Origin of the sequence: Kosakonia sp. CCTCC M2018092, assembly GCF_003864115.1 — a bacterium.
In the GTDB taxonomy this organism is placed as follows: domain Bacteria; phylum Pseudomonadota; class Gammaproteobacteria; order Enterobacterales; family Enterobacteriaceae; genus Kosakonia; species Kosakonia cowanii.
Window position 1 is genome coordinate 493,279 of sequence record NZ_CP034225.1, and the last position, 16,964, is coordinate 510,242.

The 16,964-nt window shown below is 55.3% G+C and carries 24 protein-coding genes; 11 read left to right on the forward strand and 13 right to left on the reverse strand.

Features of this window, described 5'->3' with window-relative positions; translation table 11 throughout:
* The first annotated feature begins 229 nt into the window (after nucleotides 1-229).
* Both elbB and mtgA read left to right on the forward strand, forming a co-directional pair.
* Entirely contained in the window at nucleotides 230-883 is a 654-nt protein-coding gene (elbB, locus tag EH164_RS02365) for an isoprenoid biosynthesis glyoxalase ElbB (protein ID WP_124967176.1), read from the forward strand.
* Complete coding sequence (mtgA, locus tag EH164_RS02370) at nucleotides 880-1,611, forward strand: monofunctional biosynthetic peptidoglycan transglycosylase (RefSeq protein WP_124967177.1); 732 nt, start codon at nucleotides 880-882, stop codon at nucleotides 1,609-1,611. Before elbB ends, mtgA begins: the two co-directional genes overlap by 4 nt.
* On the opposite strand, the gene npr is transcribed toward mtgA, so the two are convergent.
* From npr to EH164_RS02425, 11 genes are all read right to left on the reverse strand, one after another.
* Entirely contained in the window at nucleotides 1,612-1,884 is a 273-nt protein-coding gene (gene npr, locus EH164_RS02375) for a PTS phosphocarrier protein NPr (RefSeq protein ID WP_023481048.1), read from the reverse strand.
* Nucleotides 1,881-2,735, reverse strand: coding sequence for an RNase adapter RapZ (gene rapZ, locus EH164_RS02380; RefSeq protein ID WP_023480906.1), 855 nt, complete (start codon nucleotides 2,733-2,735; stop codon nucleotides 1,881-1,883). Before rapZ ends, npr begins: the two co-directional genes overlap by 4 nt.
* Before the next feature lie 45 nt (nucleotides 2,736-2,780).
* A complete protein-coding gene (ptsN, locus tag EH164_RS02385; protein WP_023480947.1) occupies nucleotides 2,781-3,272 on the reverse strand; it encodes a PTS IIA-like nitrogen regulatory protein PtsN in 492 nt (163 codons plus the stop codon).
* An 80-nt stretch (nucleotides 3,273-3,352) separates the two neighbouring features.
* Nucleotides 3,353-3,640, reverse strand: coding sequence for a ribosome hibernation promoting factor (hpf, locus tag EH164_RS02390; RefSeq protein WP_023480744.1), 288 nt, complete (start codon nucleotides 3,638-3,640; stop codon nucleotides 3,353-3,355).
* A gap of 22 nt (nucleotides 3,641-3,662) precedes the next feature.
* On the reverse strand, nucleotides 3,663-5,096 hold the full coding sequence (gene rpoN / locus EH164_RS02395; RefSeq protein WP_124967178.1) for an RNA polymerase factor sigma-54: 1,434 nt from the start codon (nucleotides 5,094-5,096) through the stop codon (nucleotides 3,663-3,665).
* A gap of 48 nt (nucleotides 5,097-5,144) precedes the next feature.
* Nucleotides 5,145-5,870 (reverse strand): LPS export ABC transporter ATP-binding protein, encoded by a 726-nt coding sequence (gene lptB / locus EH164_RS02400; protein ID WP_023480831.1) that lies wholly within the window; start codon nucleotides 5,868-5,870, stop codon nucleotides 5,145-5,147.
* A 6-nt stretch (nucleotides 5,871-5,876) separates the two neighbouring features.
* Nucleotides 5,877-6,437, reverse strand: a complete 561-nt coding sequence (gene lptA, locus EH164_RS02405; protein WP_023481020.1) for a lipopolysaccharide ABC transporter substrate-binding protein LptA — start codon at nucleotides 6,435-6,437, stop codon at nucleotides 5,877-5,879.
* On the reverse strand, nucleotides 6,406-6,981 hold the full coding sequence (lptC, locus tag EH164_RS02410; protein ID WP_124967179.1) for an LPS export ABC transporter periplasmic protein LptC: 576 nt from the start codon (nucleotides 6,979-6,981) through the stop codon (nucleotides 6,406-6,408). Before lptC ends, lptA begins: the two co-directional genes overlap by 32 nt.
* A complete protein-coding gene (gene kdsC, locus EH164_RS02415; protein ID WP_023480796.1) occupies nucleotides 6,978-7,544 on the reverse strand; it encodes a 3-deoxy-manno-octulosonate-8-phosphatase KdsC in 567 nt (188 codons plus the stop codon). The genes lptC and kdsC overlap by 4 nt, the downstream gene beginning before the upstream one ends.
* 14 nt (nucleotides 7,545-7,558) lie before the next feature.
* A complete protein-coding gene (kdsD, locus tag EH164_RS02420; protein ID WP_124967180.1) occupies nucleotides 7,559-8,545 on the reverse strand; it encodes an arabinose-5-phosphate isomerase KdsD in 987 nt (328 codons plus the stop codon).
* Nucleotides 8,546-8,558: 13 nt separating this feature from the next.
* The gene (locus tag EH164_RS02425; protein ID WP_023480902.1) at nucleotides 8,559-9,533 is read right to left on the reverse strand and encodes a calcium/sodium antiporter; all 975 of its coding nucleotides are present in this window, start codon (nucleotides 9,531-9,533) and stop codon (nucleotides 8,559-8,561) included.
* A gap of 230 nt (nucleotides 9,534-9,763) precedes the next feature.
* Here EH164_RS02425 and mlaF point away from each other — a divergent pair, with 230 nt between their 5' ends.
* The 7 genes from mlaF to murA all read left to right on the forward strand — a co-directional run bounded on the left by mlaF (nucleotide 9,764) and on the right by murA (nucleotide 14,562).
* A complete protein-coding gene (mlaF, locus tag EH164_RS02430) occupies nucleotides 9,764-10,576 on the forward strand; it encodes a phospholipid ABC transporter ATP-binding protein MlaF (RefSeq protein WP_023481012.1) in 813 nt (270 codons plus the stop codon).
* A 7-nt stretch (nucleotides 10,577-10,583) separates the two neighbouring features.
* Nucleotides 10,584-11,366 (forward strand): lipid asymmetry maintenance ABC transporter permease subunit MlaE, encoded by a 783-nt coding sequence (mlaE, locus tag EH164_RS02435; RefSeq protein WP_023480856.1) that lies wholly within the window; start codon nucleotides 10,584-10,586, stop codon nucleotides 11,364-11,366.
* A gap of 4 nt (nucleotides 11,367-11,370) precedes the next feature.
* Complete coding sequence (mlaD, locus tag EH164_RS02440) at nucleotides 11,371-11,922, forward strand: outer membrane lipid asymmetry maintenance protein MlaD (RefSeq protein ID WP_023480973.1); 552 nt, start codon at nucleotides 11,371-11,373, stop codon at nucleotides 11,920-11,922.
* Between the two features lie 17 nt (nucleotides 11,923-11,939).
* A complete protein-coding gene (gene mlaC / locus EH164_RS02445; protein ID WP_023481036.1) occupies nucleotides 11,940-12,578 on the forward strand; it encodes a phospholipid-binding protein MlaC in 639 nt (212 codons plus the stop codon).
* Nucleotides 12,575-12,868 carry a lipid asymmetry maintenance protein MlaB gene (mlaB, locus tag EH164_RS02450; protein WP_124967181.1) on the forward strand — a complete coding sequence of 98 codons (294 nt, stop codon included), beginning with the start codon at nucleotides 12,575-12,577 and terminating at the stop codon, nucleotides 12,866-12,868. The genes mlaC and mlaB overlap by 4 nt, the downstream gene beginning before the upstream one ends.
* Before the next feature lie 126 nt (nucleotides 12,869-12,994).
* Nucleotides 12,995-13,249 (forward strand): BolA family iron metabolism protein IbaG, encoded by a 255-nt coding sequence (gene ibaG, locus EH164_RS02455; protein WP_023480818.1) that lies wholly within the window; start codon nucleotides 12,995-12,997, stop codon nucleotides 13,247-13,249.
* 53 nt (nucleotides 13,250-13,302) lie between these two features.
* Complete coding sequence (gene murA, locus EH164_RS02460) at nucleotides 13,303-14,562, forward strand: UDP-N-acetylglucosamine 1-carboxyvinyltransferase (protein WP_124967182.1); 1,260 nt, start codon at nucleotides 13,303-13,305, stop codon at nucleotides 14,560-14,562.
* Nucleotides 14,563-14,617: 55 nt separating this feature from the next.
* Here murA and sfsB read toward each other — a convergent pair whose 3' ends face one another.
* The gene (gene sfsB, locus EH164_RS02465) at nucleotides 14,618-14,893 is read right to left on the reverse strand and encodes a DNA-binding transcriptional regulator SfsB (RefSeq protein WP_023481038.1); all 276 of its coding nucleotides are present in this window, start codon (nucleotides 14,891-14,893) and stop codon (nucleotides 14,618-14,620) included.
* Between the two features lie 213 nt (nucleotides 14,894-15,106).
* Entirely contained in the window at nucleotides 15,107-16,078 is a 972-nt protein-coding gene (gene ispB / locus EH164_RS02470) for an octaprenyl diphosphate synthase (protein ID WP_023481026.1), read from the reverse strand.
* 260 nt (nucleotides 16,079-16,338) lie between these two features.
* Between ispB and rplU the strand changes: the two genes are divergently transcribed.
* Entirely contained in the window at nucleotides 16,339-16,650 is a 312-nt protein-coding gene (gene rplU / locus EH164_RS02475) for a 50S ribosomal protein L21 (RefSeq protein WP_003025032.1), read from the forward strand.
* Between the two features lie 19 nt (nucleotides 16,651-16,669).
* Nucleotides 16,670-16,927, forward strand: coding sequence for a 50S ribosomal protein L27 (gene rpmA / locus EH164_RS02480; protein ID WP_017457338.1), 258 nt, complete (start codon nucleotides 16,670-16,672; stop codon nucleotides 16,925-16,927).
* Nucleotides 16,928-16,964: the final 37 nt, after the last annotated feature.

Genomic DNA, 16,964 nt, shown 5'->3' on the forward strand with positions numbered 1-16,964 from the left:
CCCGGATTAACCGGGGTGCGCGAATACTGCGCCAACACCAGGGAAACCGTGGCTGCGCCGTAATTTTTGGTTTTAATTGCAAGGGCGCAGTCTATTAAAATTCGACCACACGCACATAAGATAGCAAATCTTAAATGATTTGTTACAGCAATCAGTGAAATGTGTGAAGCAAGGCTCCCTTATCAAAATTTTTAGTTATTGACCGCAATTCGCAGAAAGGATGTTTGGCATGAAAAGAGTCGGCGTTGTTCTTAGTGGGTCTGGCGTGTATGACGGTTCCGAGATCCACGAAGCGGTAATTACCCTGCTGGCGCTTGCCCGCAACGGCGCAGAGGCCGTCTGTTTTGCGCCCGATAAAGCGCAGAGTGATGTCATCAATCACCTCACCGGCGAAAGCATGGCGGAAAGTCGTAACGTGCTGGTGGAAGCCGCCCGCATTACCCGTGGCAAGATCGCGCCGCTGGCGCAGGCATCGGTAAACGATCTGGATGCGCTGATTGTCCCCGGCGGCTTTGGCGCGGCGAAAAACCTCAGCAGCTTTGCCAGCCTCGGCGGCGACTGCGCGGTGGATAACGATCTGAAAACCCTCGCGCTGGCGATGCACGAGGCTGGAAAACCGCTCGGTTTTATGTGCATTGCACCGGCGATGCTGCCGAAAATTTTCGACTTCCCGCTGCGTCTCACTATTGGAACCGATGTCGATACCGCCGAAATTTTGGAAGAGATGGGCGCGGAGCACGTGCCGTGTCCGGTGGACGATATTGTTGTCGATGAAGAGAACAAAGTGGTGACCACACCGGCGTATATGCTGGCGGAAGATATTGCCCAGGCGGCAACAGGAATTGAGAAACTGGTGACGCGCGTGCTGGTATTGTGCGAATGAAGCGAGGCGGACGCGGTACGCTGAAGACCGCGCTGAAACGTCTTCTTCTGCGTGTTCTGTTAGTGCTGGTGGCCTTCTGGGGCGGCGGTATTCTACTGTTCAGCTTTATGCCGGTGCCGTTTTCCGCAGTGATGGTCGAGCGGCAACTGAGTGCGTGGCTGAGCGGGGACTTTAGCTATGTCGCCCACTCCGACTGGGTCAGCATGGATGAGATCTCGCCGTGGATGGCACTGGCGGTGGTTGCCGCTGAAGATCAGCGCTTTCCCGATCACTGGGGATTAGATGTGGAGGCGATCGAAAAAGCGCTTTCGCATAATGAAAAGCATGAGAACCGCATTCGCGGCGCTTCGACCCTGTCGCAACAGACGGTGAAAAACCTCTTTTTGTGGGACGGTAAAAGCTGGCTGCGAAAGGGGCTGGAAGCGGGGCTGACGGTGACGACGGAAGCGGTGTGGACGAAACGGCGCATCCTGACGGTCTACCTGAATATTGCGGAGTTTGGCGATGGCATATTTGGTGTGGAAGAGGCGTCGCAGCGCTATTTTCATAAACCCGCGAGCCGGCTGACGATGTCGGAAGCCGCGCTGCTGGCGGCGGTGCTGCCGAACCCGATTCGTTATAAGGCGGCAGCGCCTTCAGGCTATGTGCGTAACCGTCAGGCGTGGATCATGCGCCAGATGCAGCAGCTCGGTGGCGAAGGCTTTTTGCAGAGTAACAACCTGCACTGATTACTCTTCGTCGAACCCGGCGATAAACAGCGCCACCACCGCGGCCAGCGCTTCCTCTTCCTGGGGGCCGCTGGCTTCGACTTCAATCTGTCGGCCTTTGGCGGAATCCAGCATCAGCAGAGCGATCACGCTGCTGGCTTCCGCTTCGGTTCCCTCTTCGTTACGCAGCAGCACTTCCGCGTCAAAGCCCTGTACCAGTTCAAACAGTTTCATCGCCGGGCGCGCGTGCATGCCCAGCTTATTGGTGATCTCAACGGTTTGTTTTACGGTCATGTTTTGCGTTTTTCCAGCGTACGGTGACGGGACTGCACGTTTTTGCCGCGCGAGCGGAAGTAGTCCGCCAGCTGTTCGGCGATATAGACAGAGCGATGTTTACCCCCGGTACAACCGATGGCCACCGTCAGGTAGCTACGGTTATTGGTCTCCAGCATCGGCAACCACAACTCGAGGTAACTGCGCGTCTGATAGATAAAGTTATGCACTTCGGTGTGCCTGTCGAGGAATGCAGCGACGGGCTTATCGAGGCCGGTCATCGGACGCAGTTTCGGATCCCAGTGCGGGTTCGGCAGGAAGCGCACGTCAAAGACGTAATCAGCATCGATTGGAATGCCGTGCTTGAAGCCGAAGGATTCGAAGACCATGGTCAGCTCGCGCTCGCGTTTGCCTAAAAGGCGCGTGCGCAGCATCTCTGCCAGCTCATGCACCGACATCTCTGAGGTATCAACAATCAGATCGGCACGCGAACGCAGCGGCTCAAGCAGATTGCTCTCTTCATCGATGGCGCTCTCCAGTGACAGGTTTTTGCTTGAGAGCGGGTGCAGGCGGCGCGTGTCGCTGTAGCGGCGAATCAGGGTGTTGCGATCCGCATCTAAAAAGAGCAGCTGCGGCGAAAACGCCTCCGGCAGATTGCTCATCGCCTGCTCAAAGATCTCCGGCGACTCCGGCATATTGCGCACATCGATACTGACGGCGGCAGAGATCTGGCGATCGGCGAGGGTTTGCGCCAGTTCCGGCAACAGCACAACCGGCAGGTTATCAACACAGTAGAAACCCATATCTTCCAGTGCGCGTAGCGCCACGGATTTCCCTGAACCCGAACGACCACTGACGATCATCAGGACCATGGGTCATTTCTCCTCAGAACGACTGACAAGTAGAGTCTTACCCGGTTACGCATCGCCGCGCTCGCCTTCTGTCTGCGTGATGATCTCATACAGCTCTTCATCACTCTGCGCGCCGCGCAGGCGTCGACAAATGGTTTTATCCGCCAGCCGTTTGGCGACCAGCGAAAGGGTGTGCAGATGCGTTTTGGTCTGATCTGCCGGCACCAGCAGGGCAAAGAGCAGATCGACGGGTTGATTATCGATAGCGTCGAAGGCAATAGGCGTTTCGAGTTGCACAAACACGCCGACGGCGCGCAGTGTATCTTCCTCGAGCTTGCCGTGAGGAATGGCGATACCGTTACCAATACCGGTACTGCCCATCTTTTCACGTGTAAGAACCGCCTCGAAGACCACCTGCGGCGGCAGACCTAACTGTTTCGCCGCCAGCTCGCTGATAATTTCCAGCGCGCGTTTTTTACTCTGGCAGTGAACGCCGCTACGGGTGCATTCCTGGTTAAGTACTGTGCTCAGTTGAAGAGCCGAATCGTTATTCATCATAATTTCACCTAAGCGACGCCGGAGCCAGCACCCAACCGGGTTGCGGTCGGGTGCAACGCGCCAGACGGACGCCCGGACAATTAGTGTTGTTTCAGTTTATCTTTATGCTTCGTGAGCTGCCGCGCCAGTTTATCAATTAAACCGTCAATAGCAGCATACATATCTTGTCCTTCCGCACTGGCATGCAGCTCGCCTCCATTCACATGCAGCGTGGCATCTGAAATGTGCGTCACCTTTTCCACTTTCAACACAACATAAACCTGATTAATCCTGTCGAAATAGTGCTCCAGCTTGGCAAATTTGCTGTTTACAAACTCGCGCAGGGCATCGGTAATCTCAACGTTTTGTCCGGTGATGTTTAGCTGCATAGTGTCTTCCTTATCGGTTGGGTCACACCAGCTGTTTACGCTGGTTAGACGGCGGAATGGATAAAGATTCTCGATACTTCGCAACGGTTCGCCGCGCGACCATGATTCCCTGATTGGAAAGCAGCGTCGTCAGCTTACTGTCGCTCAGCGGTTTTGCAGGGTTTTCCGCGGCGATCAACTTCTTCACCAGTGCGCGAATAGCCGTGGAGGAGGCTTCGCCGCCGCCTTCGGTATTCACATGGCTGGAGAAGAAATACTTCAGTTCAAAAATGCCGCGAGGACTGTGCAGGTACTTCTGGGTGGTCACACGAGAGATGGTCGACTCGTGCATCTCGACGGCCTGGGCGATATCCGCCAGCACCATCGGTTTCATAAATTCTTCGCCCTGCTCAAAGAACGCCTGCTGCTGCTCGACGATGCAGCGGCTGACGCGCAGCAGCGTGTCGTTGCGGCTCTCCAGGCTTTTGATCAACCACTTCGCTTCCTGCAAATTACTGCGAATGAACTGCGTATCGGCGTCGTTACGCCCGCCGCTGCCCATCGCTGCATACTGCTGGTTGATCTTAAGACGCGGAATGCTGTCGGCGTTAAGCTCCACCGTCCAGCGCCCGGTGTGCTTGCGCACCAGCACATCGGGGATCACATACTCCGGCTCGCTGGTCTGGATCGACTGACCGGGGCGCGGATCGAGGGACTGGATCAGATTCACCGCCTCTTTCAGCACATCCTCTTTCAGACGCGTCACGCGCATCAACGAGCGGAAGTCGTGATTGGCCAGCAGATCGAGATGATCGCAGATAATCAGCCGGGCCTCTTCGCACCACGGCGTCGCTTTCGCGAACTGGGAGAGCTGAACCAGCAGGCAGTCGCGCAGATCGCGCGCGGCAACGCCAACGGGATCGAAACGCTGAACGCGCTTTAGCACCGCTTCCACTTCATCCATGCCGATCTCGTCGTTCCCCATGCTCTCGAGGATCTCCTCCAGCGTCACGGTGAGATAGCCGGTTTCGTCCACGGCATCAACGATCGACGTCGCAATGGCGCGATCCGTATCGGAGAAGGGCGTCAGCTCAACCTGCCACATCAGGTAATCCTGTAGCGACTGTGTGGTTTCGCCCTGGTAGATCGGCAGTTCATCATCAATGTAATCGTTACTGCTGCCTGACGGGGTGCCTGCGGTGTAGATCTCATCCCAGCTGGCATCGAGCGGCAGTTCGTCGGGCATCTCTTTCTGTTCAAGCGCATCCGCGGTGTCCAGGCCATCTTTTTCCTGAACCTGTTCGCTATCCACTTCTTCGTGAAGATCGGTTTGTTCCAGCAGTGGGTTGCTCTCCAGCGCCTGCTGAAGTTCCTGCTGAAGTTCCAACGTGGACAACTGCAAAAGGCGAATGGCCTGTTGCAGTTGCGGCGTCATGGCTAGCTGTTGGCTAAGCCGTAGTTGCAAACCTTGCTTCATATTCAGAGCAGCACTCTCCGACAAAAAATGTCAATAAACCTTACCCTATCAGAGTCTGAAGTCTTCCCCAAGATATACGCGCTTAACATGTTCGTCTTCAAGGATTTGCTGCGGCGTGCCGTGGGCGATGAGATGTCCCTGGCTGACAATATAGGCGCGCTCACACACGGCTAGCGTTTCGCGCACGTTGTGGTCGGTAATCAGCACCCCAAGCCCGCTGTCGCGCAGATGCTCGATAATGCGTTTGATGTCGATAACCGAGATCGGGTCAACGCCCGCAAAGGGTTCATCGAGCAGGATAAATTTCGGGTTTGCCGCCAGCGCGCGGGCAATCTCGACGCGGCGACGTTCACCGCCGGAGAGCGCCTGACCCATGCTGTCGCGCAGGTGATCGATGTGGAACTCTTCCATCAGCTCATTGGCGCGGTCTTCACGCTGTTCCGCGGTGAGATCGTCACGAATTTGCAGCACTGCCATCAGGTTGTCGTAGACGCTGAGGCGGCGGAAGATGGAAGCTTCCTGCGGCAGATAGCCGATGCCGCGGCGCGCGCGCGCATGCAGCGGCAGCAGGCTGATATCTTCATCATCAATAATGATGTTGCCGGCATCGCGCGCGACAATCCCGACCACCATATAGAAGGTGGTGGTTTTCCCTGCGCCGTTAGGGCCAAGCAAGCCGACGATTTCACCGGAATTAACGGTCAGACTGACGTCTTCGACCACGCGACGGCCTTTATAAGCCTTGGCGAGATTCTTTGCAGTTAATGTTGCCATAACGGATTAGTTACTCTTCTTTTGCGCCGGGGCCGGGGCGGATTTATTGCTCTTGTCCTGCAACTGCGACGGTACCAGCACGGTTGTTACGCGCTTGCCTTTGTCGCTGAACGCTTGCATCTTCTGCTCTTTCACCAGGTAGGTGATTTTGTCGCCAGCAATATTGCTGTCTAACTGCTCGAGATAGGCGTTACCGGTCAGGATGACGAAATCTTTTTCCAGTTCGTAGTGCATCTGCGAGGCGTGGCCTTTCACCGGCTTGCCGTTGTCCTGCATCTGGTAGAAGGTGGCCGGATTACCGTAACCGTCGATAATCTCTCTGCCCTGCTGGCCGCCCGGGCGGGTGACCACGACCTTATCGGCGTTGATCTTAATGGTCCCCTGCGTCACGACGACATTGCCGGTGAAGGTGACAACATTCCCCTGCATATCCAGCGACTGCTGATCGGAGTCGATGTGAATCGGTTGTTCGGTATCCCCGGTCACAGCGAGCGCCGGAAGCGCGGCAGCGAAGAGCGTACCCGCCAGGAGAAGATTAAGGCTGCGTTTGTTTGTTTTGAATTTCATAGGAGCTTCTAACCTTTTCAATCAGCTCGGCGTTTTTGCTGCGTAAATTGCCGCGCATTTTCAGGCCGGTGGAATTAAATGTTGTTCCGTATAACGTAACCTGATCGTCTGAGAAAACATCCTGGGTGACCAGGTTGATCCGGGCGTTATCCGTGGTGATTTTGCGTAATTGTGCGTCCGCAGTCAGTGCGTTAACTTCGACATGTCCATAGAGGTAAAGCATTTTGTCGTCGGTGAGCTTTGCTTTATCCGACTTGATAGACCAGGTCGGTATTTTGTTCTCATCGAAGGTGGTTAACACGGGTTTGGCAAACCAACTGATGCTATCGGCGGAGTAGTACTCCACATTTTGCGCGATCAGGCGATAGTTCAGCGCGCCTTCCGGACTGTAAACGACAGTATCCGTATGTTGGCTTTTATAAGTCGGATCTGAACTGTTTGCGGCGCTCTGTTCCGGCGCATCCTGAGTGGTGAAGTTAATACCAATCAGAACCAGTGCGACCAGCGCCAGCAGAATAATGACCCAACGTCTGGTTTTACTCATATTGATTGCCCTTTGGCTTCATCCAGCTTGCCCTGTGCCAGCAGCAGTAAGTCACACACTTCACGCACCGCGCCGCGACCGCCGTTAATCCGCGTCACGTAATCGGCGCGCGCGCTGAGCAGCGGGTGCGCATCGGCAACGGCAACGCTCAGGCCAATCTCCGCCATTACCGGCCAGTCGATCAAATCGTCGCCGATATAGGCAACCTGATCGGCGGTCAAATCGAGGCGGGCAAGCAGTTCCCGGTAGGCGATCATTTTGTCGGATTGCCCCTGGTAGAGATGCGTGATGCCCAGCGTCTCACAGCGATCTTCTACCAGTTTAGCGTTACGCCCGGTAATGATCGCCATCTCAATACCGGAGGTGAGGGCGCTGCGAATGCCGTAACCGTCACGGACATTGAACGCTTTTAGCTCTTCGCCATTATTGCCCATATAGATGAGCCCGTCGGACAGCACGCCATCCACATCGAGGATCAGCAGGCGAATCTTCGCGGCTTTCTCCATGACTTGCGTGCTTACCGGCCCATAGCAGGTGGCAAGCGACGCGCCAGCATTACTCATTCTTGTGTCCTTCTTTACACCACGCCCGCGCGCAGTAAGTCATGCATATGTAACACACCCAGTAACTGCTCACCATCGGCAACCAGTACGCAGGTAATGTGACGGGATTGCATCAGGTTCAGGGCATCGACCGCCAGCGTATTGGGACGTACGCGCACGCCGCCTGGCGTCATCACATCGGTGATGCCGAGGCTGCGCACATCGGCACCCATATCAAACACCCGACGCAGGTCACCATCGGTAAAGATACCTTCGATCTTCATCAGATCGTCGCAGATCACCGTCATACCTAAATTCTTCCGCGTGATCTCCAGTAACGCATCACGCAGGCTGGCCTCTTTGCTGACGTGCGGGATCTCATCCCCGGTGTGCATGATGTCATTCACACGCAGCAGCAGTTTACGGCCCAGCGCGCCGCCCGGATGGGAGAGGGCAAAATCTTCAGCGGTAAAGCCGCGCGCTTTCAGCAGCGCCACCGCCAGCGCATCGCCCATTACCAGCGCTGCGGTGGTGCTGGAGGTTGGTGCCAGGCCCAGCGGGCAGGCCTCTTTCGGCACTTTTACGCATAAATGAATATCCGCCGCGCGCGCCATGCTGCTCTCAGGGCGGCTGGTCATGCAAATCAGCGCGACCTTGAGGCGCTTCAGCACCGGGATCAGTGCGAGGATCTCGTTGGACTCACCGGAGTTCGACAGCGCAATCACGACATCCTGCGGGCTGACCATACCCAAATCGCCGTGCGCGGCTTCACCGGGATGGACGAAAAACGCGGGCGTGCCGGTACTGGCAAAGGTCGCCGCCATTTTCCGGCCGATATGGCCCGATTTGCCCATGCCCATCACCACGACTTTGCCAGCACAATAAGCGATGCTTTCGCATGCGCGGGTGAAATCTTCATTAATGTACTGATCCAGCTGTGCGAGGCCTTCACGTTCAATCGCCAGAACTTCTTTGCCGGCTTGTTGAAAGTCAAAACCCGGCTGCAAATCTATTTGCGACATAGTGCGTATCCGATTATCCCGTCAAAAGCGGCGACAGCCAGTAGAGCATCGCCAGCCATATGATAAATCCACCGAACAACAGCCCCCCGATGCCACGACCGATCTGCTTGCGTCGCCAGCAGATAAGCGCGAAAAGGGCGCTGACCAGCACCATTACCCCGTAGTCGCGTGTGAACGCCATCGGGTTAAAGCTGCCTGGCGCAATCAGTGCCGGCAAGCCAAGCACGATCGCGATATTAAAAATGTTGGAGCCGATAAGGTTGCCGATGGCGATATCGTCTTCCCCTTTGCGCGCGCCGGCGATGGCGGTGGCAAGCTCAGGAAGGCCGGTACCGATGGCGATAACCGTCAGGCCGATAGTCAGTTCGCTAATGGCGAAGAAGTTCGCCACCACGGTGGCGTTATCCACCACCATGCGCGTCGCCATCGGCATGATAATCAGCGCCACGCCCAGCCAGAGGCAGGCAACTGACACACTTCCTTCTCGCGGCAGCTCGGCCAGCTGCTCGCGCGTCAGGCTATCATTACCCTGGCGTTCGGCCAGACGGGCGATTTTAACAATGAACACCAGCCATAGCACGGCTAATAACAGTAAAAAGATGCCGTCTACGGGCGTAAGCTGCCCATCATACAGCACGACGCCCGCCAGCAGGCTAGCTACTAAGGTTAACGGCAATTCACGGCGCAGAATATCGGAATGCACGGTAAAAGGGTGTAACAGCGCAGCAACGCCAAGGATCAGCAGGATATTGGTGATGTTCGATCCGATGGCGGTGCCGATAGCGAGATCAAGCTGGCCATGCAGCGAGGCGGCAACAGAGGTGATGATTTCCGGTAGCGAGGTGCCAATACTGACCACCGTCATACCAATAATTAATGGCGGAATACCGAGAGCGCGGCAAAGAATGGAGGCGGCAAACACCAGACGATCGGCACTGTAGACCACAAGAAGTAAACCAATTATCAATAGCGCCGTCGCTAAGAGCATCTAACGTCCTTTCTTCAGGTATAATTTCGCCGTTTCACAGGCTGCTATACCGGGTTAAAACCGGAACTTACGCGTAGCGTAATGATTCCTAATTTTGACTTTATGCGGCTCAAAAGTAAAACAAATGCCAGCTTTCGCTAACCTGGGCGGGTAATATTCTGTAAAAATGCTGGGTTCGTGATGATATCAAGCGTAATGCTTGCGGCCCACAGGGTGATAAGGAAGAGGAAATGAGCCAGACAGTGGCGAATTTGGTCGATGTTCGTGGCGTCAGCTTCTCCCGAGGCAGCCGCCCGATCTTCGACAATATTTCACTGACCGTGCCGCGCGGGAAGATTACCGCCATTATGGGGCCGTCAGGGATCGGTAAAACCACCTTACTGCGCCTGATTGGCGGGCAGATCCCGCCCGATAGCGGCGAAATCTTATTTGATGGCGAAAACGTGCCGGCCATGTCGCGTTCACGCCTCTTCACGGTGCGCAAAAGAATGAGCATGCTCTTTCAGTCCGGCGCGCTCTTCACCGATATGAATGTGTTCGATAACGTCGCCTATCCGCTGCGCGAACATACCACTTTGCCACCGGCGCTGTTGCACAGCACGGTGATGATGAAGCTCGAAGCGGTCGGGCTGCGCGGTGCGGCAAAATTGATGCCCTCCGAACTCTCTGGCGGTATGGCGCGGCGTGCAGCGCTGGCGCGTGCGATCGCGCTGGAGCCGGATCTGATCATGTTTGATGAGCCCTTCGTCGGCCAGGATCCCATTACCATGGGGGTGCTGGTAAAGCTTATCTCTGAGCTGAACAACGCGCTGGGCGTCACTTGTATCGTTGTATCCCATGATGTGCCGGAGGTGTTGAGCATCGCGGATTACGCCTATATTGTGGCGGACCGGAAAATTGTCGCCCACGGCAGCGCGCAGGGGTTGCAGGAGAATAGCGATCCTCGCGTCCGTCAGTTCCTTGATGGCATTGCCGACGGGCCGGTTCCGTTCCGCTATCCTGCTGGTGATTACCAGCGCGATCTTTTAGAAACAGGGAGTTAATACACTCATGCTGTTAAATGCACTGGCTGCGCTTGGCCATCGTGGGATCAAAACGATCGCGACGTTCGGGCGTGCCGGGTTAATGCTGTTCAACGCCCTGGTTGGCAAGCCGGAGTTTCGCAAACACGCGCCGCTGCTGATCCGCCAGCTCTATAACGTCGGTGTGCTGTCGATGGTTATTATCCTCGTCTCCGGCGTCTTTATCGGCATGGTGCTGGGGCTGCAGGGCTATCTTGTGCTGACCACCTACAGCGCGGAGACGAGCCTCGGCATGCTGGTGGCGCTCTCGCTGCTGCGTGAGTTAGGCCCGGTTGTTGCCGCGCTGCTGTTTGCCGGACGCGCAGGCTCGGCGCTCACCGCAGAGATTGGCTTGATGCGCGCCACCGAGCAGCTCTCCAGCCTCGAGATGATGGCGGTCGATCCTTTACGTCGGGTTATTTCGCCGCGTTTCTGGGCCGGCGTCATCTCTTTGCCGCTGCTGACGGTTATGTTTGTCGCGGTTGGTATCTGGGGCGGCTCGCTGGTGGGCGTTAACTGGAAAGGGATCGACAGCGGCTTCTTCTGGACTGCGATGCAGAACGCCGTCGACCTGCGAATGGATCTGGTTAACTGTCTGATTAAAAGCGTGGTCTTTGCTATCACCGTGACCTGGATTGCGCTGTTTAACGGTTACGATGCGATCCCGACTTCGGCCGGGATCAGCCGCGCGACAACACGCACCGTTGTGCACTCCTCGCTGGCCGTTCTCGGTCTGGATTTTGTGCTCACCGCATTGATGTTTGGGAATTGAGTTCATGCAAACGAAAAAAAGTGAAATTTGGGTCGGCCTGTTTCTTCTGCTGGCGTTACTGGCGGGGCTCTTTATCTGCCTGAAAGCGGCAGATGTCGCCTCGATGCGTACAGAACCGACGTACCGCGTTTATGCCACCTTTGACAATATCGGCGGCCTGAAAGCCAATTCGCCGGTGCGTATCGGCGGGGTAGTGATTGGGCGCGTATCGGATATCTCTCTCGACCCGAAAACTTACCTGCCGCGCGTGACGCTGGATATCGAAGAGCGTTACAACCAGATCCCGGATACCAGTTCGCTGGCGATCCGCACATCTGGCCTGCTGGGCGAACAATATCTGGCGTTGAACGTCGGGTTTGACGATCCCGAGATGGGAACATCTATGCTTAAGGAAGGCAGCACGATTCAGGACACCAAGTCCGCGATGGTGCTGGAAGATCTCATTGGTCAGTTCCTTTACAACAGTAAAGGCGGCGACAATAAGAATTCAGGCGATGCGGCGGCGCAAAATGAAGGGAATACTCAACCTGCGCCGTCTGCGGATCAGACGCATTAACGAGGAGAAGTGACGCAATGTTTAAACGTCTCATGATGGTTGCTCTGCTGGTCGTTGCACCGTTGAGCTCGGCTTTGGCTGTTGATCAAAGCAACCCGTACACCGCAATGCAGGGGGCGGCGAAGCAGACTTTCGATCGCCTTAAAAATGAACAACCGAAAATCCGTGCAAACCCGGATTACCTGCGCGAGGTGGTCGATCAGGAGCTGCTGCCCTACGTTCAGGTAAAATATGCCGGCGCGCTGGTGCTGGGCCGTTACTACAAAGAAGCGACCCCTGCGCAGCGTGATGCCTACTTCAAGGCGTTCCGTGAATATCTGAAGCAGGCATACGGTCAGGCGCTGGCGCTCTATCACGGCCAGACTTACCAGATTGCCCCGGAACAGCCGCTGGGCGATGCCACCATCGTGCCGATCCGCGTAACCATCGTCGATCCGAACGGTCGTCCGCCGGTACGCCTGGATTTCCAGTGGCGTAAAAATAGCCAGACCGGGAACTGGCAGGCTTATGACATGATCGCCGAAGGCGTAAGCATGATCACCACCAAGCAGAATGAGTGGAGCGATCTGCTGCGTACCAAAGGCATCGATGGCCTGACCGCTGAGCTGCAATCTATCTCCCGCCAGAAAATTACCCTGGACGAGAAGAAACAATGACCCAGCAGCTAAGCTGGTCTCGTGACGGCGAACGCCTGGCGCTGCTGGGCGAGCTGGATCAGGACTTGTTAAATCCTTTATGGGACGCGCGCGCAGAGGCGATGAAAGGGGTAACCATCATCGATCTGCAGGGCGTAACACGGGTTGATACCGCGGGCGTCGCGCTGCTGGTTCATCTGGTTGAGCTGGGTAAAAAGCAGGGTGCGGAGGTAACGCTGCTGGGCGTAAGTGAGAATGTGAGCACTCTCGCGGCGCTTTATAACTTGCCGCAAAGTGCCTTGCCACGCTAATTTTTTCAATACGTTACTATTTAAAGCCCCGTCCAGAGAGTGGATGGGGCTTTTTGCTTATTTAAGACCGTCGCACTTTCCTCTAAGATGTGTGACTGTTTTCACTTTTAGATGATATTTACGCCCATGGAAAATCATGAAATCCAGACCGTGCTGATGGAAGCACTCTCTCTCCAGGAAGCCCACGTCACTGGCGATGGCAGCCACTTTCAGGTTGTCGCTGTGGGTGAAGTTTTTGACGGCATGAGCCGGGTCAAGAAGCAGCAAACCATTTATGGCCCGCTGATGGAGTACATTGCGGATAACCGCATTCATGCCCTGTCGATCAAAGCGTATACGCCGCAAGAATGGGCGCGCGATCGCAAACTTAACGGCTTTTGAGCGCAGGCGGTATGATCCGCCGCGCGTGTGAATTCTTAACAGAGATCAGATAAATGGATAAGTTTCGTGTACAGGGGCCAACGCGTCTCCAGGGCGAAGTGACAATTTCAGGTGCCAAAAACGCCGCACTGCCGATTCTTTTCGCCGCGCTGCTGGCCGAAGAGCCGGTCGAAATCCGCAACGTGCCGAAACTGAAAGATATCGACACGACCATCAAGCTGCTGAGCCAGCTGGGCACCAAAATTGAGCGTAATGGCTCGGTGTGGATCGATGCCAGCAAGGTGAACGTCTTCTGTGCGCCTTACGACCTGGTGAAAACCATGCGCGCCTCGATTTGGGCGCTGGGTCCGCTGGTTGCCCGTTTCGGCCAGGGTCAGGTTTCACTCCCGGGCGGTTGCGCGATTGGCGCGCGTCCGGTCGATCTGCATATCACCGGCCTTGAGCAGCTGGGCGCGGAGATTAAGCTGGAAGAGGGCTACGTTAAAGCCTCTGTCGACGGTCGCCTGAAGGGCGCGCACATTGTGATGGACAAAGTGAGCGTTGGCGCGACGGTGACAATTATGTCCGCCGCGACGCTGGCTGAAGGCACCACCATTATCGAAAACGCCGCGCGCGAGCCGGAAATTGTCGATACCGCCAACTTCCTCAATACGCTCGGTGCCAAAATTACCGGCATGGGCACTGACCGCATTACCATCGAGGGCGTAGAGCGCCTTGGCGGCGGCGTTTATCGCGTGTTGCCGGACCGTATCGAAACCGGGACCTTCCTGGTGGCAGCCGCCATCTCTGGTGGAAAAATTGTTTGCCGCAACGCCCAGCCGGATACGCTGGATGCCGTGCTGGCTAAACTGCGTGACGCGGGTGCGGATATTGAACTGGGCGAAGACTGGATTAGCCTCGATATGCACGGTAAACGTCCGAAAGCCGTTAACGTGCGCACCGCGCCGCATCCGGGCTTCCCGACAGATATGCAGGCGCAGTTCACGCTGCTGAACCTGGTGGCCGAGGGTACCGGTGTGATCACCGAAACCATCTTCGAGAACCGCTTCATGCACATCCCTGAGCTGATTCGTATGGGCGCTCATGCAGAGATTGAGAGCAACACCGCGATTTGCCACGGCGTAGAGAAGCTCTCCGGCGCGCAGGTGATGGCGACCGATTTGCGTGCATCGGCGAGCCTCGTGCTGGCAGGCTGTATTGCGGAAGGGACGACTTATGTCGATCGCATTTACCACATCGATCGTGGTTATGAGCGTATTGAAGATAAGCTCAGCGCGCTGGGCGCGAAGATTGAGCGTGTGAAGGGCGAATAACCTTTATGCCGTTAATAAAGGGAGCGAAAGCTCCCTTTTTTTATCTGCAAAATTTTCACGCTTCACTGCGTTTTTTCCTGATGAACTTCGTTTTATCAAGAAACGCGTGCGTGATGGGATCGTGGTAACGCGAGGGCCATATAACCCAGGGATCGGTATCCAGCGCCCGGGCAATAATCAACTCACCCTTCGGCCAGGGCCGGGTCAGTGCATTGGCGAGGGTGGATGAACTCAAGCCATTTTTTCGAGATTCAGCCGCCAGCGACGTCCCCTTCTTTCGCAGCCCGGCAATGATATCGGCTTGATGCCAGTCGGTATATTTCGTTTCCATAACATCTCCCTGATGAGAATCGGTTTCAACCATCGTTCGCCAACAACGCAGATTACTATACGCACATGGGAATATTTGTTCTAAAAAGTTCAGGGAGGTTGTTGTGTTTTCAGATTATGCCAAGGCTTGCGCCGCAAGGATTCGGCACCTCAAAATAGATGTTATTAGAGCTTATTGGAACTTTCCCGCGATAAATCGCGGGAAACAGAGAGTTTAACGATCGCGCTGAACGGCGATGTGGGCGAGGGCAATGAGGGCGTCGCGCCACTCAGAGTGAGGGAGAACCTGCAGCGCGGCGATGGCTTTATCCGCCTCTTCTTCGGCACGACGGCGCGTCCACTCCAGCGACCCGCACTGCGCCATTGCTTCCAGAACCGGTTCCAGAAGATGACGTCCGCTTCCCTGTTCAATTGCTTCGCGGATCATCTGTGCCTGCTCAGGCGTACCGTTATGCATCGCATGCAGCAGCGGCAGCGTCGGCTTGCCTTCGTTAAGATCATCGCCAGTATTTTTACCCAGCGTTTCACCATCCGCGCTGTAATCGAGCAGATCGTCAATCAGCTGGAAGGCGGTGCCCAGGTAGCGGCCATAATCCTGCAGCCCCTTCTCCTGTGCCTCCGAACAGCCCGCCAGTAAACCGGAACACTGGGCAGCCGCTTCGAACAGGCGCGCGGTTTTGCTGTAAATCACGCGCATGTAGTTCTCTTCGGTAATGTTCGGGTCATTGACGTTCATCAATTGCAGCACTTCGCCTTCTGCAATCACGTTTACCGCTTCTGACATCACCTCCAGCACCTTCAGCGAGCCGAGGCTGGTCATCATCTGGAATGCACGGGTATAGATAAAATCCCCGACCAGGACGCTGGCGGCATTACCAAATGCGGCGTTCGCCGTTGCCTTGCCGCGGCGCATATCTGATTCATCCACAACGTCGTCGTGGAGGAGGGTTGCTGTGTGGATAAATTCGATTAATGCAGCGATGGTGACATGCGCGTTGCCTTCATAGCCAACTGCGCGCGCCGCCAGTACAGCGATCATCGGACGTATGCGTTTGCCGCCGCCGCTTACGATGTAATAACCCAACTGGTTGATTAATTTCACATCCGAGTTGAGTTGTTGCAGAATCGTCGCGTTCACACCCGCCATATCTTGCGCGGTTAACTCATTGATTTTTTCTAAATTCATCGCAAAAGCCGGGCTTTCAGTCCTGTTTACCACATATCAAAAGTGGGATAACAAAGGGTTACGGGTTTGAATAGTATTGTCGATTGTACTGAAAAAACGCGCCAGATAAACGTTACCTTACACGTTGTGTTTTTTTTCTGCGAGGAGTGACGATCACACTTGTCAACGGCTCGCAATTTGCGTAATATTCGCGCCCTATTGTGAATATTTATAGCGCCCTCTGAATTAATCAGGATAGGTGCGCGGAAGCGGAGTTTTATATGTACGCGGTTTTCCAAAGTGGTGGTAAACAACACCGAGTAAGCGAAGGTCAGACCGTTCGCCTGGAAAAGCTGGACATCGCAACTGGCGAATCTGTTGAATTCGCTGAAGTTCTGATGATCGCAAACGGTGAAGAAGTCAAAATCGGCGTTCCTTTCGTTGATGGCGGCGTAATCAAAGCTGAAGTTGTTGCTCATGGTCGTGGCGAGAAAGTTAAAATCGTTAAGTTTCGTCGTCGTAAACACTACCGTAAGCAGCAGGGCCATCGTCAGTGGTTCACTGATGTGAAAATTACTGGCATCAGCGCCTAAGACCTGAGGAGAGATTTAAATGGCACATAAAAAGGCTGGCGGCTCAACTCGTAACGGTCGCGATTCAGAAGCTAAACGTCTGGGCGTAAAACGCTTCGGCGGTGAAGCAGTTCTGGCAGGTAGCATCATCGTTCGTCAACGTGGTACTAAATTCCACGCTGGTTCCAACGTAGGTTGCGGCCGTGACCACACTCTGTTCGCTTTGACTGACGGTAAAGTTAAGTTCGAAGTTAAAGGCCCGAAAAACCGTAAATTCATCAGCATCGTTGCTGAATAAGTTTTTCGCGTCCCGGTAACGGAAGAAAGCCCCGCAA